The 20,576-nt window shown below is 63.9% G+C and carries 24 protein-coding genes; 7 read left to right on the plus strand and 17 right to left on the minus strand.

Translation table 11 applies throughout. The features are described 5' to 3' along the window. Complete coding sequence (locus KX816_04930) at nucleotides 1-378, minus strand: helix-turn-helix domain-containing protein (protein ID QXQ07373.1); 378 nt, start codon at nucleotides 376-378, stop codon at nucleotides 1-3. Between the two features lie 262 nt (nucleotides 379-640). Between KX816_04930 and KX816_04935 the strand changes: the two genes are divergently transcribed. After that, entirely contained in the window at nucleotides 641-901 is a 261-nt protein-coding gene (locus KX816_04935; protein QXQ07374.1) for a helix-turn-helix domain-containing protein, read from the plus strand. Nucleotides 902-945: 44 nt separating this feature from the next. Here KX816_04935 and KX816_04940 read toward each other — a convergent pair whose 3' ends face one another. Both KX816_04940 and KX816_04945 read right to left on the minus strand, forming a co-directional pair. Then, nucleotides 946-1,407: a YkgB family protein gene (locus KX816_04940; GenBank protein ID QXQ07375.1), complete on the minus strand. Its 462-nt coding sequence runs from the start codon at nucleotides 1,405-1,407 to the stop codon at nucleotides 946-948. A 135-nt stretch (nucleotides 1,408-1,542) separates the two neighbouring features. Next, nucleotides 1,543-3,153, minus strand: a complete 1,611-nt coding sequence (locus KX816_04945; GenBank protein QXQ07376.1) for a PQQ-binding-like beta-propeller repeat protein — start codon at nucleotides 3,151-3,153, stop codon at nucleotides 1,543-1,545. 675 nt (nucleotides 3,154-3,828) lie between these two features. Between KX816_04945 and KX816_04950 the strand changes: the two genes are divergently transcribed. The 6 genes from KX816_04950 (at nucleotide 3,829) to KX816_04975 (ending at nucleotide 8,644) form a co-directional block, all read left to right on the plus strand. Beyond that, nucleotides 3,829-4,260 (plus strand): hypothetical protein, encoded by a 432-nt coding sequence (locus KX816_04950; GenBank protein ID QXQ07377.1) that lies wholly within the window; start codon nucleotides 3,829-3,831, stop codon nucleotides 4,258-4,260. Next, nucleotides 4,260-5,558: a sorbosone dehydrogenase family protein gene (locus tag KX816_04955; GenBank protein QXQ07378.1), complete on the plus strand. Its 1,299-nt coding sequence runs from the start codon at nucleotides 4,260-4,262 to the stop codon at nucleotides 5,556-5,558. Before KX816_04950 ends, KX816_04955 begins: the two co-directional genes overlap by 1 nt. Nucleotides 5,559-5,636: 78 nt before the next feature. Beyond that, nucleotides 5,637-6,266: a DUF4142 domain-containing protein gene (locus KX816_04960; GenBank protein ID QXQ07379.1), complete on the plus strand. Its 630-nt coding sequence runs from the start codon at nucleotides 5,637-5,639 to the stop codon at nucleotides 6,264-6,266. Nucleotides 6,267-6,341: 75 nt separating this feature from the next. After that, nucleotides 6,342-6,896 (plus strand): YbhB/YbcL family Raf kinase inhibitor-like protein, encoded by a 555-nt coding sequence (locus KX816_04965; protein ID QXQ07380.1) that lies wholly within the window; start codon nucleotides 6,342-6,344, stop codon nucleotides 6,894-6,896. 164 nt (nucleotides 6,897-7,060) lie between these two features. Further along, on the plus strand, nucleotides 7,061-8,041 hold the full coding sequence (locus KX816_04970; protein ID QXQ07381.1) for an alpha/beta hydrolase: 981 nt from the start codon (nucleotides 7,061-7,063) through the stop codon (nucleotides 8,039-8,041). Nucleotides 8,042-8,173: 132 nt separating this feature from the next. Next, nucleotides 8,174-8,644 carry a YkgB family protein gene (locus KX816_04975; protein QXQ07382.1) on the plus strand — a complete coding sequence of 157 codons (471 nt, stop codon included), beginning with the start codon at nucleotides 8,174-8,176 and terminating at the stop codon, nucleotides 8,642-8,644. Nucleotides 8,645-8,958: 314 nt separating this feature from the next. Here the strand turns inward: KX816_04975 and KX816_04980 are convergent, their stop codons facing one another. From KX816_04980 to KX816_05045, 14 genes are all read right to left on the minus strand, one after another. Continuing rightward, nucleotides 8,959-9,195, minus strand: a complete 237-nt coding sequence (locus KX816_04980) for a DUF2188 domain-containing protein (GenBank protein QXQ07383.1) — start codon at nucleotides 9,193-9,195, stop codon at nucleotides 8,959-8,961. 13 nt (nucleotides 9,196-9,208) lie between these two features. Beyond that, complete coding sequence (msrA, locus tag KX816_04985; GenBank protein QXQ07384.1) at nucleotides 9,209-9,718, minus strand: peptide-methionine (S)-S-oxide reductase MsrA; 510 nt, start codon at nucleotides 9,716-9,718, stop codon at nucleotides 9,209-9,211. Then, nucleotides 9,715-10,164: a peptide-methionine (R)-S-oxide reductase MsrB gene (msrB, locus tag KX816_04990; GenBank protein QXQ07385.1), complete on the minus strand. Its 450-nt coding sequence runs from the start codon at nucleotides 10,162-10,164 to the stop codon at nucleotides 9,715-9,717. The genes msrA and msrB overlap by 4 nt, the downstream gene beginning before the upstream one ends. A 40-nt stretch (nucleotides 10,165-10,204) precedes the next feature. Beyond that, nucleotides 10,205-10,444, minus strand: a complete 240-nt coding sequence (locus KX816_04995) for a DUF2188 domain-containing protein (GenBank protein ID QXQ07386.1) — start codon at nucleotides 10,442-10,444, stop codon at nucleotides 10,205-10,207. 9 nt (nucleotides 10,445-10,453) lie between these two features. Beyond that, nucleotides 10,454-11,122: a hypothetical protein gene (locus KX816_05000; protein QXQ07387.1), complete on the minus strand. Its 669-nt coding sequence runs from the start codon at nucleotides 11,120-11,122 to the stop codon at nucleotides 10,454-10,456. 241 nt (nucleotides 11,123-11,363) lie between these two features. After that, on the minus strand, nucleotides 11,364-12,341 hold the full coding sequence (locus KX816_05005) for an NADP-dependent phosphogluconate dehydrogenase (GenBank protein ID QXQ07388.1): 978 nt from the start codon (nucleotides 12,339-12,341) through the stop codon (nucleotides 11,364-11,366). A gap of 225 nt (nucleotides 12,342-12,566) precedes the next feature. Next, a complete protein-coding gene (locus KX816_05010; protein QXQ07389.1) occupies nucleotides 12,567-13,868 on the minus strand; it encodes a family 1 glycosylhydrolase in 1,302 nt (433 codons plus the stop codon). Between the two features lie 176 nt (nucleotides 13,869-14,044). Next, nucleotides 14,045-15,700: a cation:proton antiporter gene (locus KX816_05015; GenBank protein QXQ07390.1), complete on the minus strand. Its 1,656-nt coding sequence runs from the start codon at nucleotides 15,698-15,700 to the stop codon at nucleotides 14,045-14,047. A gap of 140 nt (nucleotides 15,701-15,840) precedes the next feature. Beyond that, entirely contained in the window at nucleotides 15,841-16,365 is a 525-nt protein-coding gene (locus KX816_05020; GenBank protein QXQ07391.1) for a YkgB family protein, read from the minus strand. 342 nt (nucleotides 16,366-16,707) lie between these two features. Beyond that, nucleotides 16,708-16,983 (minus strand): hypothetical protein, encoded by a 276-nt coding sequence (locus KX816_05025; GenBank protein ID QXQ07392.1) that lies wholly within the window; start codon nucleotides 16,981-16,983, stop codon nucleotides 16,708-16,710. Then, nucleotides 16,980-17,735 carry a ferredoxin reductase gene (locus KX816_05030; protein QXQ07393.1) on the minus strand — a complete coding sequence of 252 codons (756 nt, stop codon included), beginning with the start codon at nucleotides 17,733-17,735 and terminating at the stop codon, nucleotides 16,980-16,982. The genes KX816_05025 and KX816_05030 overlap by 4 nt, the downstream gene beginning before the upstream one ends. Further along, complete coding sequence (locus KX816_05035; GenBank protein ID QXQ07394.1) at nucleotides 17,732-18,349, minus strand: sulfite oxidase-like oxidoreductase; 618 nt, start codon at nucleotides 18,347-18,349, stop codon at nucleotides 17,732-17,734. The genes KX816_05030 and KX816_05035 overlap by 4 nt, the downstream gene beginning before the upstream one ends. Nucleotides 18,350-18,518: 169 nt before the next feature. Next, nucleotides 18,519-19,412 carry an AraC family transcriptional regulator gene (locus KX816_05040; protein ID QXQ07395.1) on the minus strand — a complete coding sequence of 298 codons (894 nt, stop codon included), beginning with the start codon at nucleotides 19,410-19,412 and terminating at the stop codon, nucleotides 18,519-18,521. Nucleotides 19,413-19,422: 10 nt separating this feature from the next. Continuing rightward, entirely contained in the window at nucleotides 19,423-20,460 is a 1,038-nt protein-coding gene (locus KX816_05045) for a sensor histidine kinase (protein QXQ07396.1), read from the minus strand. Nucleotides 20,461-20,576: the final 116 nt, after the last annotated feature.

Genomic DNA, 20,576 nt, shown 5'->3' on the forward strand with positions numbered 1-20,576 from the left:
TCAGGGCACCTTCGAAGTCGCGCTCTTTCGCAAGCCGGCTTTGCCTGTCTTGGGGATCTCGGCCTTGGCCCGCGGACGGGCGTTCACGCGGGGTGCCGGAACGAGCAGGGCCGTATCTGGCTCGACGCCAATGAAGAACTCGGCCGGGGGGACCTTCAAGGCGAGCGCTAGCCGCCCGATCGTCATCAGCGAAGCGTTCTTCTTTCCCTTCTCGATGCGCCCGATCGAAAGCCGGTTGATGCCGCACGCGTCGGCCACCTCACGCTGGTTCAAACCCGACCGTTCGCGCGCCTCGCGAATCCTTGTTCCGACATCGACGTAGAACTTGCTCTGCATCGGCGCATCGTAGTCGCGCGTTGCTCGCGCTGCCAATGCCACGCGACCCGTGGATGGCTGGCCGGCAAGGCTCGCGCCCGTCGCTTGGCTCGAGAGGGACCGGTCATCCGGGCATGCTGCCACGAGGCCGGCGGTCGCGACCGTCCTGACTCGGGACGGCTACGAAGCGAGCGGTTCGTGACGCTTCGCATACACTCACCTGGAAGCCGCCGCCGAGAGGCTGCCAGCCCGATGCCCCATCGAGCTGCCGCACGCCGTCATGGTCTGCCCCAGTGGCGTGGGACGCGCCGGGAGTTCCGCGCGCATGGACGCACGCTCGCTGCTCGGTCGCAACATGCGCAAACTGCGGTCCGGGCGGGGTATCTCGCAGGAACATCTCGCCGCCGACTCGTCTATCGACCGCGCCTACGTCAGCGAACTCGAACGCGGCGTCGTCGCGGCCTCGGTCGACATGCTGGACAGGCTCGCCGCAATCCTGGATGTGCCGGTCGCGGCCCTATTCGAAGTTCCGGCCGCAGGTGAGAAGCCACCTCCAAACCTGCCGAGAGGTCGCAAGCGGGCCTGACCTTCGCCAATAACGAGTGTATCCACCCGTGGACCGATCCCGCATTACGCCAGACCATCCGCCAGCAGCACGAACGACGCAGCTAGCAGGACGAGGTCCTTGATCAGGAACGTGCCGAAAGTCGTCGACAGGAAATAGGGAGGGCCCCTGTGTTCGAATGCGCCCGGCGTGGTCAGCAGGAAGCTCAGCGTGACCAGAAAGGTGCCAATCGAACCAGCCGCGCCGAGGAGCGCCACCGGACCTCGCGGCCAGCTGAAACCGGCCGCGAGACATAGGCCGATGCCAATCTCGGCTCCCCCGACAACGCGCGCCGCCCCCGCTTCGCCGAACCGGCTCAGCCATCGGGTCAGCGGGCTATTAGTCAATAGTGGATCAATGCCCTTGGCCTCGTAAGCGAAGAATTTCAGCGTTCCGAACCAAAGGAAGGTGACGACCAGCGAAAGCCGCAGCAGCAGTATCGCGATCTGCTCGAGCGGGGTCCCCGCCATATTGGCGATGTCTTTCATCGCGCTCTCACGCAGGAACGCTTCGAGTGGGGATGGCTCATGATCTCCCGATCGCGACAGTGCTGACGATTCGGCTGATCAGGGACGCGGGGGACCCTGGGAGAATGTGACGCGGTAGGCGAAGGTCTGCGACGGTCATGGCGAATCCTGCTCGTCCGGCAGGCTGTAGATGAAAATCTGCGCTCTCGTGCCCTTGACCCGCCACTCGGCGTCGGACTCCATCCCCGCCGCGACAGCGATGTACTGCCTGCCATTCACCGCGTAGGTCACGACGCCGCCGCCCACCGGCTGCCTCGTGGCATCCTTCCACAGCATCCTCCCGTCGAGCGCGTCGAAAGCCATGACGTTGCCCTTGAGGTCGGCGGTGAACACCAAGCCCCCGCCCGTCGATATGACACCGGCGATGATCGGCGCTTCGGCATGGTATCGCCATTTCGTCCTGCCGCTGTCGGCGTCGATCGCATTGAGCCAGCCGGAGTCTTCACCTGGCGGATCGAAGGCGCCGAAGAACGATCCGCCCGGTTCGCCGCTGAAGGTGTGGCCGAGCTTCGCCGGCGGTGGGGGGTTACCCAACTTAACGGTTGTGCAAACGTCGGCCGTGCCGATGAACAGCGTGTTGGAGGATGGATCGAATGCGGGACCGTTCCATTGCACCCCGCCCCTGATGCCGGGACAGAAGCGCGTACCCGCTGCTCTGATCGGCGCCTCGACGTTGAGTAGTTTCGTGATTTCGGTCCTGTACGACGTCCTGCCGGTATCGAGGTCTATCCCGTAAAGGTGGCCGTCCTTCGCACCAACGGACATCATGCGGACCCCGTCCCTGGTCGTGATCAGAGCGGGCGGCGCGACGACATCCCAGTCGTGATAGTCGCCGGGAGTGATCTGATAGTATCTGCTGAGCTTACCCGTGCCCGCGTCAAGGATGACGATAGAATTGGTATAGAGGTTGAGCCCGGGACGAGAAGCGAGGTCGAAATCCGGAGCCGCGTTGCCGACAGGGACGTACAGTAGGGCCCGTTCCTCGTCCAACGTGCTTGAACTGTACGAACCGCCACCCGTCCGTGGCGCCCTTGCGGTGGGTTTCGGCCAGGTCTCGGAACCTGGCCCGGTAAGGGGCGCCAGTTCGAACGTCCATTTTCTCTTCCCGGTCGTGGCGTCGAAGGCCATCATCCGCCCGCGCACACCCGCGATGTCGCCTCCGGCCAAGGTCGTGTATACGGTTCCCTTCCAGACCTGCGGAGCAGCCGGCAGGCTCTCCCCAGCCTTCTGGCTCGCGGCCTTGGCCCTCCAGAGCTGCCTACCGGTCGTGGCGTCATGGGCATAGAGATAGCCATTGCCGACGCCGCGGAAGATACGCCCGTCGGCATAGGCGACGCCGCGGTTGTTGTTGATCGCGTCGGGAGGCGGCGACACCTTGAACTCGTTATAGACATGCTTCCATTTCAGCGCACCCGTGGCTGCGTCGATCGCCATCGTGCTGCGGTTAGCGCTGATGTACATGACGCCGTCGATCACGACCGGCGCTGGGGCGAAGTTGCTGGTCTCACGCAGATCGTAGGACGCCGAAACCTTCAGCCGGCTCACATTGTCGCGATTGATCTCCTTCAGCTCGGATCTCCGTTGCGAGTCATGAGTATTCGCAAAGCCCGACCAATTGTTCGGATTGACGGCGGTCGCCTGCGTGGCCGTGGCTCGGACGCTGGCCGCGGGAGCGGCGTCATTGTCCGGCGCCCGCGCGGCGGCCATCGCTTCTCTGAAGGCCAGGGCGAGGACGCAGGTTCCAAGCACACGGAGTCCGTGTCGTTTCATCATGGATTCCCAGCAGTTTCGATTCCGCCTTTGGCCATCCGCATGCAGTGGCCTTTTCATCTCAAGAAGAATTTCCGCGCCGCGACGGGCGGATTCTCGAAACAGAGCGACCCGAGTGCGACCGTCGATAGGCTCGGGTCGACGCCGTAGCTGAGCGACGCCGCCTCGAAGATCCAAAGTGCGAGTGCCAAGCGCAACAATGGATTTCGTCATGCGAACTCATCACAGCAATTACGCGCCTATGGAATTTAGGAACTCGGAATCATCGCCGCCCGCAACTGAGTTCAGGCAGTCAAATCTCAATTTGCGCAAGAAAGTATAATTAGAGTCACGATCCGGCGGTGTCTGCACGGGCTGGAGTCTCAGAGCGGTGGAACAACAAGGCTAGTTCTTGCCGGCCGGAAGGCTTGAAGCACGCGAAACTGAGCAGAAATCATGGATACGTCATAACTGCCCTTTTGTCGTGATATTGCTAAACACCGCGTCGTCTAGAACTTCTTTGGCACTTGGTGGTTTAGACTTCGCAGAAACCGTTGATAAAGCTCAACTTGATCCTGCGCGAAGCCAATGGAGCACGTTATGGGCGGTCGCGGTGCGTCATCCGATGCTATCTTGGCATCGTCCTCCGTAGGTAGACTCTATGCGATCAATCACGCGCTTATCGCATTTCCGCTGGTCTTGTTTGCTGCGGCATTCGTAACCGACATCATCTACGTCGGCAGCCTGCAGATAATGTGGGCGCAGTTCTCCATCTGGTTGATAACTGGAGGCCTGATTATGGGAGGCGTCGTCCTCGCAATCGAGATTGCGCGCTTCATCTTGAACCATGGGAAGCGACCGCTGCAACGGTGGTTTGGCTTACCATTCTGGGGCGGAGTCATCGTGCTGACACTTTCCCTCCTCAATGCTCTCATTCACAGCCGTGACGCGTACACGTCGGTCGTCCCCGGCGGCATCGTCCTGTCCGGCGTCGTCACCCTCATCGCCATCATCACGAGCTGGAGCCTCATCACGCTTCCCGGTCGGGGGCGGGAGCCGGCGTGATGCGTTTCTTGCCCCCCATTCTCTGTGCGCTCGCGCTTTTCGGCTGCGGCGACCGGAACGGCGGCGACATCGAAGCGCAGGTCGGTCCCAATCCCGACCTACCCGAGCCGCATCAGTATCTCATCCCGCCGGTGGGGGTCGCCACGAGGGTCGAGTGGGGCTCGGCGAAACCGGCGGCGCCTGTCGGGATGGAGATACATGCCCTCGCAGTCAGACTTGCTCACCCGCGCATGCCCTATGTGCTGCCTAACGGAGACGTGCTGATCGTCGAATCGAGTGGCCCGTCCGAGCCGGTCTTCCGCCCGAAGACGATAATCGCCGCGAAACTTCAGGCATACTCCGCGGGAGGCGCCAAGGGCGCGAACCGGATCACGCTGCTACGCGATGCGGACGGTGACGGACGGCCTGAGCTCCGCGTGACGTTCCTCGACAAGCTCGTGAACCCGTTCGGAATCGTGCTTGTCGGCAATGACCTCTACGTTGCCAATACCGATGCCGTAGTGCGCTATCCGTACAGCGCCGGACAGACCAGGATCACCGCGCCGGGTACCAAGCTGACCGATCTACCGGGCGGTCCCATCAACCATCACTGGACGAAGACGCTCGTCGCCAGCCCTGACGGCACCAAGCTCTATGTCGGCGTCGGCTCGAACAGCAACATCACCGAGAACGGCATCGAGGCTGAGAAGGGGCGCGCCGCGGTCTGGGAGATCGACCGGGCGACCGGCGCGTCGCGCATCTTCGCCAGTGGCCTGCGCAATCCTTCAGGATTGGCCTGGGAGCCTCATACCGGCGCGTTGTGGGCGCTCGTCAACGAGCGGGACGAACTCGGTCCCGATCTCGTACCCGACTATATGACATCGGTACGCGACGGCGGGTTCTACGGCTGGCCGTACAGTTACTTCGGCCAGCACCTGGACCCGCGCGTCAGGCCGCAGCGGCCCGACCTAGTCGCACGCGCGACGAAGCCCGACTACGCACTGGGTTCGCACGTCGCGCCGCTGGGCCTCGCGTTCTACGCGGGAGGCAGTCTACCGACCCGCTACCACGATGGTCTGTTCGTGGGCGAACACGGCAGCTGGAACCGCGGAAACCTGAGCGGCTACAAGGTCGTGTTTATTCCCTTCGCGAGCGGTCGCCCGAATGGGAAACCGCAGGATGTGGTGACCGGATTCCTGACTTCGGATGGGCATGCCCGTGGTCGCCCGGTCGGTCTCGCGATCGACCGCACCGGCGCGCTGCTGATCGCCGACGACCTCGGCGACACACTTTGGCGCCTCACCACACCATCGGGTTGACGCCTCCGGCGGCAACGAATTGCGCGACCGTGCTGAACCCCAAGAACGTGCGGCAAATCCTTCATGCAGGAGAATAGGATGACCTTCCAATCGATCAAGCGCCCATCACCGCTTCGGTTTTTGCCAGGATCGCGAGCAGCGCGAGCAGCTTTCGTCGCACTTGCAGCGGCGACTGTGGTCGCGTCGTCGCCTGCGGATGCACAGCACTCGGGCGGGCAGATGCACCAGTATCCCATCTCACCGGCCCAAGCCGAGCCGCAGACGCAGCATCTCGGTAAATTTGATCGGGACATCGTCTATGACGCCGGCCGACGCGAGCTGTTTGAGACGGGGATATCGCGCTTGGTCCTACGAAACTCGCAGAACTCGGAAGTTCGGCTGTTGGCCGAAACGGTCATTGAGGATCATGGATACGCCACAGCAAAGTTGAGGAAGGTCCTGGACCCCCTCGGCTTCGAAGGCGCAACCGAACTCTACCCTGATCAACAGAGTGAGTTGGAGCAGATGAAGGGACTCAGAGGGGAGGCATTTGACCGGGCCTACATGGATGCGATCACTCAGACACACGTGTTGTCGGTCGGTTTCTTCGAGCAGCTTTCGAGCAAGGCGCAGAACCCTGAGCTAAGGCAAGCAGCTTCGGAAGTGCTGCCGCGGGTGAAACACCATTTGGCGATGATGCAGGATCTGAAACAACGCGTCCCCCGATGACTGGTCACGGCCACCGGAGTGGCTGTGTCGACCAGTCCGGACGGAGCGACCCGATCCACCAGAACGGAATTTCGCATGCGAACCATCGTGTCACCATTGGCGGCAGTCTTCCTGTTGGCGTCACTTGGTACTCCGGCAGTAGCTGGAACGGGCTTCCGCCTCTCCTCACCGACGCTAAAGGCGGGCGGACGGATTCCAGCCTCTCAGATACTTGATCGCGAGGGCTGCAGCGGCGGTAACAGGTCGCCCGAACTGCGGTGGTCGGGCGCGCCTGCCGCCACCAGAAGCTACGCTCTGACGCTTCATGATCCCGATGCCCCGACCGGGAGCGGCTGGTGGCACTGGGTCGCGTTCAACATCCCGGCGACTTCGACGTCCCTTCCTGCAGGCCTGCCTGAGGATTCGGCCGGAAGCCGCATCGTCCAGAGTATGACCGACTTCGGCAAGGTCGGCTATGACGGCCCATGCCCGCCGAAAGGCGATACCGCGCACCACTACGTCTACACATTGCACGCTCTCCGCGTCGGGTCCGTGCCATTGGACGCGAAGGCGACGGCGGCCATGGTCGGCCTGTTCCTGCATCAGAACGCGCTGGCCACAACCACTCTGACCGTCAGGTATGGACGTTGACGGTGACCCCGACCGGCGCGCTGCGGGGACGCCGTCTGTCATCACGGGAATGGCCGAGGCCTCCGCGGGAGGAACCGGTGAAGTCCCGGTCATCGGCGTGAGCGCCGACGATCCGACGATAGCCGGCGATCATCCGCCAGAGACCACCTTTCGGAGACGATAAGATGAAGCGAATCCTGAAACTCGCCGTCGGTGCCCTAGTCGCATCCGCAACCGTCGCGCCGGGCGCCCATGCCCGATCGGCGCCCGTCGCCGCTCAGTCGGCGCCCGTGGAAGAGTTCCCCGTGCCTGCCGGCTTCAAGAGCGCCTATCGCGACGTGGATGGCGTCAGGATGCATTATCTCATGGGTGGCGAAGGGCCGCTCGTTCTGCTGGTGCACGGCGTCGGTCAGGCCTGGTACGAGTGGCACCGGCTGATGCCGCTGCTCGCGCGCACTAACACCGTGGTGGTGCTGGACCTACCTGGCCTCGGCCTGTCCGGGCCGCCGCAGTCCTATGCCGGGCAGGACGTGGCAGAGATCATCTACAAGTTTGCGAAGAGCTTCAGTCCCACGGCTTCGTTCGACCTGGTGGCCCACGATATCGGTATCTGGAACACCTATCCGATGATAGCCCGGCACCCATCGGATATCCGGCGCGTCATCTTCATGGAGGCACCGATCCCCGACGAGGGCCTCTACCAGTATCCGGCCTTCACACCACATGGTGAATCGTCGGTTTGGCACTTCAGCTTCTACGCCGCCGACGACAATCTTGCGGAGACGCTGATCACCGGCAAGGAGCGGTTCTTCTTCGAGCATTTCATCAAGGCTCATGCCGTCAAGAAGGATGTGTTCACGCCGGAGCTCTTGGATCTCTATGCGCGCTCCTATGCGAAGCCGGGGGTTCTCAGGTCCGCCTTCGGCTACTATCGGGCGCTGAACGAGACCGCGCGCCGCAACGAGCCGCTGCTGCAGACTAAGCTCACGATGCCCGTTCTTGCGATCGGTGGTGAAGGCGGCTTCGGGAAGGCGCTGGCCGACCAGATCAGGCGATACGGCACCAATGTCGAGGGCCTGGTGCTGCCCGGCTGCGGCCACTGGCTACCGGAAGAGTGCCCCGCGCCGCTGAACAATGCCGTGATCGATTTTCTGGGAAGAAGATGATGCGGAATTAGAGTTGATGCCGTCGGTGTCGTTAACCGCATCGACTGGCAACAGTGATCTCGTCGCGATCGATCAGGATTGCGGCTTGGCGTGCGAGTATTTGAACTGACTCGAACCTGTCCCCAGCCGAGGATGAGAATTGCCATGCCCACCCGACATACAGCCATGTACTTCGTGCGATATTCGCTCGTCCTGATCTTCTTAGCGTTCGGCTACGTGAAGTTCTTTCCGTTCGAGGCCAAGGGGGTCGCGCCGCTTATATCGGCTCATCCTCTGCTCTCCTGGATGATTTCCGCCTTTGGGCAGGCGGGGGCGTCGGCCTTCCTAGGCGTTGTCGAGATCACGACGGGCTTGCTGCTCGCGTGTGGTCGGTGGGCGCCTCGACTTTCGATGGTGGGCGGTGTCATGGGAATGTTCGCTTTCTTCACGACCGTGACATTGTTCTTCTTCTTGCCGGGCATGAAGTTATTTGAAGCGTCTGCTGGTGGCTTCCCTGCGATCGGGGGTATGGGCCCCTTCCTGCTCAAGGACGTCGTGCTGTTCTCTGCGTGTCTAGCATGCGTCGCCGATTCACTGGATTTTGCAAAACGCGGCTTAGCCTGATCGCTCGGCCTGAATGATCGCGCGATCTAGATGCGCCTCCGGCGCGCGCGTGCGCCATGAAATGCCGGCCGGCGGTCCGGACGGCCGGGCAGGTTACACGGTGGAGCACGACGCGCGAAGCACCTGACGCCCATGTCTCGTGCCGGATGGGGCGCCGAGAGTAGGATGTTTTGGCGCGTCGGCGGAGGGCTTGAAGGTCGTTCCGTCGAAGCGGTAAGCTGCCCGCTACTTCATGCCCCAGGGACACTTGCCTTCCCGCATCGCTGGAATTCGCCGTCGCTGTGTGCGCCGCCGAGACGCGGCCGTAGCCGCCGTCAGCCGGGACTGCCCTTTGGGTCCTTCGAACGCGGATAGGTGCGCTCCTCCTGGATCGTACCGTCCATCTTCCGTATCCGGACTGACCCTCCGCCGGGGCCGACCGCGACCCGGAGGTCCTTTAGGGCTTCGTCCTTGGTGGCGAACGTACGCTTCGCCCTGTCCGACCCCTCCATCTCGAGCCGCCACTTCTCGGTCTTGGCATCCTTGTGAAGCGTGTACTTGTCCATCGCCATCACATGTCCCCTCTCAGGCCTCGACCGTTCGGCGCGGTAGCACCCAGCCGGGCCGGACGAAATGGCAGGTATAGCCGTGCGGCCTACGCTCCAGGTAATCCTGATGTTCGGGTTCGGCCTCCCAGAAGTCGCCCGCCTTGCTCACCTCGGTCACGACGGTGTCCGGCCAGAGGCCCGAGGCGTCGACGTCCGCGATCGTGCTCTCGGCGATCTCGCGCTGCTCGTCGCTGGTGTAGAAGATCGCAGATCGATAGCTGGAGCCAATGTCGCCACCCTGCCGGTCCTTCGTCGAAGGATCGTGAATCTGGAAGAAGAGCTCCAGCAAGGTTCGATACGAGGTCTTCGTAGGGTCGAAGACGATCTCGATCGCCTCGGCATGGTTGCCGTGGTTTCGATAGGTGGCATTAGGGACCTCGCCCCCGGTGTAGCCGACCCGTGTCGACACCACGCCGGGCTGGCGCCGTATCAGGTCCTGCATGCCCCAGAAGCAGCCGCCGGCGAGCAGTGCGCGTTCTTCCGTCATGACATGATCTCCACCTGATCGACGTAGGCGCCGTAGCCTTCGGCTTCCATGTCGTCGCGATGGACGAAGCGAAGTGAGGCCGAGTTGATGCAGTAGCGGAGACCGCCTGCGTCTTGCGGGCCGTCGGGGAAGACGTGCCCGAGATGGCTGTCACCGTAGGTCGAGCGCACTTCGGTGCGCATCATGCCGTGCGAGTCGTCGCGCAGTTCGTTGACGTGCGCAGGCTCGATCGGCTTGGTGAAGCTGGGCCAGCCACATCCGGAATCGTATTTGTCGGATGACGCGAACAACGGCTCCCCCGACACGATGTCGACGTAGATGCCGGGTTCCTTGTTGTCGAGGTACGCGCCCTCTCCCGGGCGCTCGGTGCCGCTCTCCTGCGTCACGCGACGCTGTTCAGGCGTCAAGGCCGCGAGTGCTTCGTCGGTTCTGCGATATTCGGGCATGCTGCACTTCCTTCCTCACTTGGTCCGGGATTAAGAGGCTCTATCCCTCCACATCGATATCGGGACGGTCATCTCCATTGGCGCGTTCGGCGACCCAGGTTCCATCCGCATTCTGGAACTCGATGTACGCGACCTCACCGGGCACTCCCTGCTCCCGGCATGCCATCGCCGCGGCCTTGCGAGCCTCGTTGTGGGTCGCGAACGTCTCCGCGAAGGTGTCGCCCTGCTTGTAGGTCCAGCCGCCGTCATGTTCGACGACGCGATAGGTGATGTGGCTCATTGCAATCCTTCAGGGCATTGTGGCTTTGAAGCGCTCGAGCGCGGCGAAATGGGCAGCCTCGACCCTCAGATGGATCCAGCCCGCGACCGCGAACGCGATGACGCCCGCGATGGTGGCGAACAGCAGGCCGGCGTGCAGTGAGCGCGCCACCGCCAAGCTGACGAGAACCGCGATCACGGCGCTGCTCACCCCGCCGACCATGCTCGCCGCGGTGAAGAGCATCTGGAATTTCGACCCGCCGGCAGTGAACAGGTCGTGGTTGGCGTGCGCATCCCCAACGGGATGATCGAACCACCGGTCCAGGCCCGGCGACACGTCGGCGTAGAAGGCCCAGATACGCGCCTCATTGTAGCTGAGGCGCAGGTCCTGCACCCCTGTCTGCACCACCCGGTTGAACGTGACGATGCCGAGCGGCACGAGGCACGACAGCAGCACGAACGCGAAGACGTAGAAGCCCGTGCCCATCTGCGTCGCGGTGCTGATGAAGCCGAGCGCGACCAGTGTCATCGACACCGAAGTGAGGTACATGCCGGAACGGCCGACCGCTTCGGTCACCGTGGTTGCGCGCGCACCTGTGATCACGAAGTGCATCGTCGTCATGATATGCACCTGGCGATCGATGTCGGACACCGGTTCGCCGGCCGAGACGTCTACTGGTCCTGCGAGAACATTCTTCATGATCCGTCCGCCGTTGGCCGCAACCTAACCGTACCGGGCTGGCGACGATAGTCGCGGCAACGGTAAAACGGAGTCGTTCGAGGGTTCGCTGCGCCCACAAGCAGGCCTATAACGCCCGAATTGATCCAGCATTGCGCAAGACGCGGCTGCCGTTGGCTGATCATCATCGCCAGGCTACGGGGTTGCACAGTCAGCGCTTCGGGGGACGAGGGCTGGGCGGCGGTCGCGCGGTTCCGCCCTTTCAAGGCTCGAGCGTCCAGTGGCCGCTGAGGCCGAACAGCGTGGCGGATAGGACCTTGTCGCCGAACGTGGCGTCGACCCGGCTGCGGTACCGTGCGAACAGGGCGGCGGACAGTACGTGCGCGGGAACGGTCTCCTCCATGGCCGCCTCGATCGTGCGGTGGCCTTCGCCGGGGTCGCTGACCCGACCGTTGAACCTGTTCAGATCACCTTGCTCCGCCAGCGCCGAAGCGGTCAGGTCGAGCAGCCGGGACGACGTCGCGCTCGCGCGCCTCCACATCTCGGCGATGTCGGCGAGGTCGAACTGGAACCGCGACTCGTCCGGCAGTTTCGCGGATCCGCGGCCTTGGAGGATGTCGAAACCTTCGGCGTATGCCTGCATGAGCCCGATCCCGACCGCGTCGTGGACCATCTTGACGAAACGGCCGGCACCGGTCGGACCGGCGTGGACGTAGCCCCGCTCCGCGCGGTCGTCGGAGCCGAGCCGACTTCGCGTGGGGGCGATGTCTCCCGCGCCGGGCGCCAGCGCGTCGAAGATCGGGTCGAGCAACTTGACGGACGCCGCGTCGCCCCCGATCGCCATGCAATAGCCGCGTCGGCTGCCGGAATGCCCGTCCATGATTCCGACGTCTAAAAGGTGGATTCCCCGCGCGCTGCAGGACGCCGCCCTCCGGATGTCGTCCTTGTAGAAGGTGTCGCTCCCGTCGACCACGACGTCGCCCGGGGAACCGAGCTCGACCAGGTCGGCGATCGCGACTTCGGTCGGCTCGCCGGGTGCTAGCATGATCCAGAGTATGCGGGGCGGTTCGAGCCACGCCAGCAGTTCGTCAAGTGACCCGGCCGCAGCGGCACCCTCGACGGCGACCGCGTCGCCCGCTTGCGCGCCTGGATCGAAGACCACGACCTCGTGCCCAGCCTCGATCAGGCGGCCGGTGACGTAGACCGCCAGCCGACCCTGACCGATCATCGCGAGACGCATCGTGCTTCCTTCGGTTGAGTGACAGAAACCTCGGTGCCGACGCCTTCACACGACGTTCGCCGGCGAGCAGCCGCGCTTCGCGCCCGGTAACGCACTCGGGTTCCATCACCGCTCATGAGTAGTGGAAGGGCGGCCCGACCGCGCTCGCGGCGACCACGTCGGTCACCGCGAGTGACCGGCCCCGTCGCCGACTCCCTACCGGCGGCGCTAGCGGCACGCGCCGTTCTAGGTGCCTGCTTCGCTGCCATCGAGCCAAGTCCCATATTCGAGCGCCTCCGCACGGCGCCGCCTTGCATGCGGCTCGTCGTACTCCTGCGGCCAGATCGTCGGAACGACCAGGCACATGCTCTGGGTCGGCAGGACGGTGCACCATTGCGACATCAGGTGCTTGTAGGCCTTGCCGACCGGTCGGATGTTGCGGTTCAGGTCGAACAGCCCGACGGGATTGACGTTGCCGTTGGTCTCGCGGAGCGCCGAATCCCAGTCGACCTGGTCTGTCAGCGAATACCATGTGAAGCCGAGGATCGGGACGCCGTCGTTCCGCACCCGCAGGACGTTCGCCCATTGCTTCCACAGCCAGTCCACCGCGCCTTCGCCGTCGGCGCCGTCGTTGAAGTTGGTTTCGGTGTGCATGACCGGCAGGCGATAGCGCTCGTAGTACTGCTTGGTTATCGCGTCGTAGCCGATCACCTCGCCCGATGCTCGGCTGTCGCCATCCATCATGACCCGGTGTTCATTGGTCCAGTAATAGTCGTTACCCATGATGCAGTGCGGTTTCAGTCGCTGGTTCATGAAAAAGTCGTACTCGTCCCGGCTCATGCCGTTGTCGGCGAGGTATTGGTACATTCCAGAATCGACACGAGTTCCGTAATTCAGATCGAGGCTCAGGAAGCGCATCGAGTTCAGCATCTCGGCCTTATCGATGGCGCTCGGACCCTCGGCATGAAAGTACTCGGAAGATTCGGACTGGATGAAGATCGCGTCCGGACGGACCTTCAAGATGGCACGCATCGCCAGAACGTTCGCCCGCACCAGATTCTTCAGGGCCGTCACGAAGGTTTGGTCCGTGACACCCTCCTCGTTCCACCAGCCGTACTTGGCGGAGAAGAGCGCGCAGATGAACATCTCGTTCACCGGCGTGTAGAACTGGATGAAGGGGTAGCGCGCCGCGAAGTCGGCTGCGTACCTTGCGAACAGCCTGGGGAAGTCGCTGTTCTGGAAATTACCCAGCCAATCGGGGAGACCGAAGTGGCACAGGTCGACGATCGCGACGATGTTGTTGCGGTATATCTCGGCAAAGGCGAGATCGGCGAACTCCCAGTCGTAGTGACCGTCGCCGAGCCATGTACGATGAAGAGGTGGTCCGTAGCGCAGGTAGCTAATGCACATCTCCCGCACGAGATCGATGTCCGTCTTCCAGTGCCGGTAGTGGCCGCAGCTCTCGAGTTCGTCGATACGGGTGCGTCCCCCATTGATGGTCGGATTGGAGTTCTCGATGCCCGTCGCGAACATGAAGGTCTTCGGCATGGTGGACGTCTCCTACTGGGGCGGATTCGACCGGAGCTGATCAGGTCAACGTCGTGAGCACGTGATGTGTTCGTTGTCACAACTCGTGAAGTTACGGGGCCACCCGAGCCGGGAGCAGCTCCCTGGAGGCGGATCGGACGGCGGTACGATCGTGCGGACCGTTCGGGCGGATGACCTCACGCTGCTTCGGCCCTGGCAGGGCGCGGCCCCAGCGAGCGCGCCACCTCGTCGACGAGCCAGCGTGTGATCCTGGCCGGTTCGACTCCGAGCTGGCGCAGCACAAGCTCCGCGACGTCGAGGCCGGCCGGCACGCTCCGGTCGATCACCGTCAACATGCCGATCGAGCTGAACCTCTGCGCCTCGACTTCGTCATGGACGATGACGATGCGGGTCAGGGCAGGGTAGAGATCCAGCATGGACGACGACAACTCGTGCGACACCTCGAACGAAGGCGTCGTCAGGACGCTGATGCGGCGACCGTGCAGCGCAATCGGACCCCAGATCCGCGGATCGGCGAAATCGCCGAACCCGACCTTGTAGCCGTCCGCGACCGCCCGACGCAGACGCCGCTCGTCACGCTCGATCGCCGCGTAGCCGATGCCGAAGGCTTGCAGAGCGTCGGCCAGCGTCCGCCCGGCGCTGCCCATGCCCGCTATGAACACCGGCTCGATCTCCGCGTGGGGCACAAGCTCGGGGTCGGCCGGCACCGGTCGTCGTAGACGCATGCGACCGGCGAGGTTGCGTCCGACTTCGGCGAGCGTCGGCGTCACGGCCAGGCTGATAGCCACCGAGGCGATCAGCACCGCGCTCGCGCGTTCGCCGACCAGTTGCCGGATCGGCGATAGGCTCAGGATGACGAACGCGAATTCGGATCCCTGGGCGAGGAGGAAGCTCAGCTGGGTCGAGCCGGGAGCCGACCACCGGAAGGAGAAGCTCGCGACGGCGTTCGCTGCGATCTTCGCAGCGATGAGGACTGCCGTCACGCCGAGCAAGGCCGGCCAGACCCGCAGCAATGCGGCGACGTCGATCGACAACCCGACGGCGATGAAGAAGAAGCTCAGGAACAGGCCTCTGAAGGGCTTGATCTCCGATTGCACGACCGCACGGTAGGGGGTCTCGGCGATGATCATCCCGCCGAGAAATGCGCCCAGGGTCAACGAAAGGCCGACGGAGCCGGTCGCCCAGCCGGCGGCAAGCGCGACGAGCAGCGCTATGCCCGTGAACACCTCTTCGTTCCGGCTCCGTGCGATCATCGCGAAGGCCGGCCTGACCACGAACCGGCCAAGCAGCAGCGCCACTCCGAAGGCCGCGGCCGCCTTGGCCAGGGCGACAATTAGGGCGGGAAGCAGGGGCGTATGCGTTTCGAGAGCACCGGCGACGATCAACAGGAAGATCGCTGCGACGTCCTGGAAGATCAGGATCGCGGTTGCGGTCAGGCCAACAGGGCAGTTCTGCTGATGCCGCTCGGCAATCAGGCGCGCGACCACCGCCGTCGAGGAGAGCGCAAGCGTAGCGCCGATGATCAGTGCGGCCGCAAGCGGAAACCCCGCGAGCAAGGCCAATCCGCAGAACACCACCGTTCCAGCGAGCACCTGCACCGGACCAAGTCCGAAGATGTCGGAAGCGTGAGACCGGATGTGCGTAAACGAGAAGTCGAGCCCGATGTCGAACAGCAGGAACACGACGCCGAGCGCCGCGAGGATCGCGATCGTTCCGCCGTCCAGTACCATGTTTAGGCCGGCCAAACGCAGCCCCAGCCCGAGCATCAGGTATCCAACGATCGGACTCAGGCCCATCGCGCGGGACCCCAGTGCCGCGGTGATCCCGAGCATGAGCAGCAGGATGACCGGGACTAGCGCGGCCAGGAGTTGAACGTCGCCCATGCGATGTCCTTGCCGGGGTTATGGTGACGGTAGCGCCACTGATGTCCCTGGTGCCTTTGGTCGCTCAGCATCCAAGATCGACGACATGCCTAGGTCCGTCGGCGCCGACGCATCTCTCTGAGCGACGTGCCCAGATGCCACCAGCAAGCAGAGAGCAGAACGACATCCTTGAGCAGGAATGCTCCCGGAAGCGCCGAAAGCGCGGGCGTACCCTCATAGCCGGACTGGATAACGCCCGGCGTCGTGAACATGCATGACAACGTCAGGAGGAACGACCAGACGCCCATGGCACTGCCGACCACGGACAAGCGGGGATCTAGGAGCCGGCCTGCGATCAGCAGCCCGGTCGCGATCTCGAAGACGCCGAGGAAGATCGCGCCCCCCGCCACCCCGAAGAGCGCATAGAGCCACGAGATCAGGGGATTGTTCGAGATCAACCCGACTAGGCCCTGCTGCTCGAAGCTGAAGAACTTCAAGCCGCCGAACCACAGGAAGACGATGGCCAGGGCCATCGTGATGGCCCAACCTCCGGATCGCTCGACGTCGGGGCCACCGCCGAGGGTCCGATCGTGTGGACCGGTCTCGTCGGGACGGGATGCGTCCATGCTCGCCATCAATCGTTTCCCTCAGGACGTTTCCGCCGTCTGTGGGAGCCTAACAGAGACGGCGAGAGGCGGTGCGCTTCCGGGACAGCGCAACACACGTCACCGCGTTTTGCAGCAGCAAAGCCATGGATTCGCAGGAAAAGCCGTGCCCGCGGTTCCATATCGCAGCACAGGCGAGTCAGGGACCGGAGGCCGCCTCTCGCCCGTTCGTCCGGAGGCAGGATCACGCCGAATGCCTGCGGAGCAAACGTCCGTGCCGCTTGGCCCGGAACGGGGGCCGGTCCGCGCCCTTCGACGCGTGCGAGACCTGCCACAGGCAAAGCTCCCGCAAACTGAAAAGCGGGGGCGCGACTAGTCCAGGGCGAGGCGTACGGACATGCGGACGGAGCCCCGCAGGTCGAGGTGGATCGTCGGTCCCGTATCCAGCACGCGGAGGTTTACCGTCCCGCAGGTCGGGCAACGGAGCACGAGACCGGTGTCCCTCCCGTACAACGCGAGCGTCGCAATCGCCCCCTCCCGACCGCACCCCCCGCACACGACGACCGCGCCGCTGACGTCCGAGGTGAACAACCTGCTCAGCGGGCCGGCGGCAGCGTTCCCATCCAGCGGGTGTACTTCGTCAGTCATCCGACAGCTCCCGTAGGTCCGAAACGCTCGGTTCGTATCCTCTCCCCGGGATACCCGAGAGCCACGAGGTCGGCCGCGACCTGCTCGACGAACGGGGTCGGACCGCAGACGAACGCGAGCGGCTCGTCGGTCGGGGGAAAGCCGACGCGCTCGAGCATCGCCCGGTCGATCCGTCCGAGCGCACCGCTCCAGACCGTCGGCCGCTCGCGTGTCAACGTGTAGAGGATTCCGGGTCCCCCGGTGGCGGTCGCCATCCGGTCGAGCTCATCACGGTAGATGATGCTTGCCTCGTCACGAGACGAATAGAGCAAGCGGGCAGCCGGCGGATCCGGTGCCTGGGCTCGTGCACGCAGTATCGACATCAAAGGGGCGACGCCCGAGCCTCCGGCGATCAGAAGCAGCGGATTCCCGGCCTCCGGGTTCCAGACGAAGTATGCACCGATGGGACCACGGAGCTCCAGATCGTCCGAAATCCGGACCTCGTCCAGCAGAAAGGGCGACACCTCCCCGTCGGCGACGCGCTCGACGGTGATGGCGACTGCGGTGCCGTCGTTCGCGGAAGCGATCGAGTAGCTGCGTTGGGCCTGGTATCCGTCCGCAGCCGTCAACCGCAGATCCACATGCTGACCCGCTCGGTGCCCCGGCCAGCCGGGGACGTCGAGGACGAGCGTCGCGACCTGCGACGTCTCGGGACGCCTCGCGATCACGGTCGCGGTCCGCCAGCGCAAGGGCAAGGGCGCAGCGCTGGTCATGTGTCGCCTGTGTAGCGCTGCTCGCGCCAGGGGTCGCCGTAGATGTGATATCCCAGCGACTCCCAGAAGCCCGGATGGTCACCGTCGCGGAAACGGAGGCTGCGGACCCACTTGGCGCTCTTCCAGAAGTACAGGTGGGGAACCAGCAGGCGCGCCGGGCCGCCGTGGGCCGGCGTCAGGGGTTCGCCGCCGAAATGCGTCGCGACCATGGCCTTTCCATCGATAAGGTCCGCCACGGGCAGGTTCGTCGTGTATCCGCCGTCGCATTCGGCCGTGGCGAACATGCCCGGCGGGTTCGTCAGACCGGCCGCCTTGAGGAGGTCGTCCACGGTCACGCCGCGCCAGTGCGTGTCCAGCTTCGTCCATTTCGTGACGCAATGGATGTCCGCGGTCATCTCGGACTGCGGCAGGGCCTCGAAGTCGGCCCAGCTCAACACGGTTAGATCGCGCTCCGCGTCGCGCAGCGACAGCGACCAGCGCTCCAAGGGCGTTCGCGGCGTCGGGCCTGCGGTCAGCACGGGAAAATCCGAGACCAGATGCTGGCCGGGCGGGATGCGTCCCGAAGAGCGACCCGCCGGCCGACCTCGTCCTGAAAAGCCGCGAGTGATGACCATCAAGCAGTTCCCGAACCAATCCGACGACAAGGCATCAACGGTCCTCGCGGGCGGAAGGACCAGATAGCGAGCCCTTAGACGACATCCCATCGAGCTATGCGCAAGATGGCGCAGACGACGGCAGGATCGGGCCCATTCTCAGGTCGACACCAGGCTGACCAGACCCTGATCAGCGTTGCCTGAACTTGAGCGGCGAGGTTCCGGTGATGAGCTTGAACATCCTCGAGAACTGGGCCGCACTGTTGAAGCCGCATTCGCGGGCGACATCCCCCATGGACCCGTCGCCGGTAGACAGGAGATGCTTCGCCCGCTGGGTCCGTCGGATCAGCAGGTACCTGTACGGCGGCATTCCCGTGGCCGTCGCGAAGGCGCGGCTGAAATGGAAGGGGCTCGCTCCGGCGGCCGCCGCCAGATCCGTCAAGGCGACATCCTCGGCAAGGTTGGCCTCCATGAAGTCCAGCACCCGGCGCAGACGGTACGGCGCAATCGAATGCCGTTGTCTAAGCGGCGCCGACGGCGCGTTGGCATACGATCTGAGCAGGCGCAGTTGAAGCGAGTGCAGCAGGGTGTCGACGTAGAGGCGCGATGCCGAGGTCGTCCCTGCGATCTCCTCCAGCAACTCGAGAAACAGCGTCTGGAGGAGCGGGTCGCGGAAGCCGAGCCGATCCTCGAGGCACAACGCAGCATTGTCGCGGTCCAGCTCCTCCAAGCAGACGCGGTTAAGCAGGCTCGGCGCCAGGTAGATGTGCGCGAACTCGATCGGACCCTCGGTGTGCCAGTCGAAAGCCGCACCGGCTGGCACAATGGACAGTGCGCCTGTGTCCGTCTCGACCGATCTCGCACCGCCCTCTCCGCGACGAATGATTCGTTTGGGACCGCCAAGATGTATTGTCAGGTAATGCTGATCCAGCGCCGGCTGAACGATGTCGGAATCGACGTCGCACCACCAGCGGATCAGCGTCCTCGTCGATCCGCTCCCCTTGCTGCTCACCAGCGGCGGCGCGGAAATCCCGTCCCAGGATAAAGGGGAAACTGGATAGGGCAGGGCGCCTGGGCCAGTCATCAAGCTGGCCTCACACGGATCTCAGCAACGGTCTGGCCTTCATGCGATCGGAACTCGATACCGAGACCCTGGTTCCCGGATTCGCGTCGGCCCGTTCGATCCGAGCCGAGAGCCGATGTGCGATCGCGCTCACGATGCTGGTGCCCAGGCCGGCATGACGGAGCAGGGGGTCGGTGGGGATCCCGACGCCGTCGTCGACGACGGAGAGCGACCAGTCCTCGTCACGGCCCTCGTAGGTGACGTTGATCGTACCACCGCGGCCATCCGGGAAAGCGTGTCTCAACGCGTTGATGACTAGTTCGGTCACCACCAGCCCAATGCTCATCGAGAAATCGGCCGTGGCCATGCTGTCGTCGACCTTCACTTGAAGTTCCAGGTCCTGGTCGCCGTTCATCATCGAGGCGCGGAGGCTCTCGCAAAGCTCGGTCAGGTAGGCGCCCATCTCTACGTCGCTGTCCGTCACGGAAGAGAGATGGCGCTGGATCGCGGCTACGGACATGACGCGGTGGTGAGCGTCGTAGAGGTGGGTCCTCGTCTCCTCGGAATGGATCCGACCTGCGCTCTGCATCAGGACGCTGGCGATGATCTGCAGGCTGTTGGCGATACGGTGCTGCAGTTCTTTGAGGAGCACCGTCTTCTCATGCAGGACCTGTTCTCTGATCTTTTCGGCCAGACGCGCATCGGTGACGTCCGCGATCGTCAAGAGCAGTCGCGTGTTGTCGGGATCGCCGTAGTCCAACCTTTCCGCCCCGAGCACCAGGCGTCGGGAGCCTCGACCACGCTGGATGTGGTCGATCTCGTGCTTCCCCACCGGCGGATGACCGGAGATCGTGGCGCTGAGCAGCGAGCGGAGTCCGGGAACTTCCCATGCACCATCCTGTATTTCGTAGAGCGAGAGACCAGACCCGCACACGGGGTCCGTCTCGTAAATCTGGCTGAAGGACCGGCTCGCGGCGACGACGGTGCAGTCGCCGTCTAACAGGACGAGCGGCACTTCTGACGCGGCAATGATCGCCATGAGCAGACTGTTGACCGCTGAGGCGGCCATGACTTGTTCCGGCATCCGCGAAGACCTCGCTTCCAGCGACTCTAACGACAGGGTGTCTGCAGTCGATCACCGCGCATCCCTCACTTTACGTGATCGACTGCCGCCGACTCATCTCG

Source organism: Sphingosinicellaceae bacterium (genome assembly GCA_019285715.1).
Taxonomy (GTDB): Bacteria; Pseudomonadota; Alphaproteobacteria; order Sphingomonadales; family Sphingomonadaceae; genus Glacieibacterium.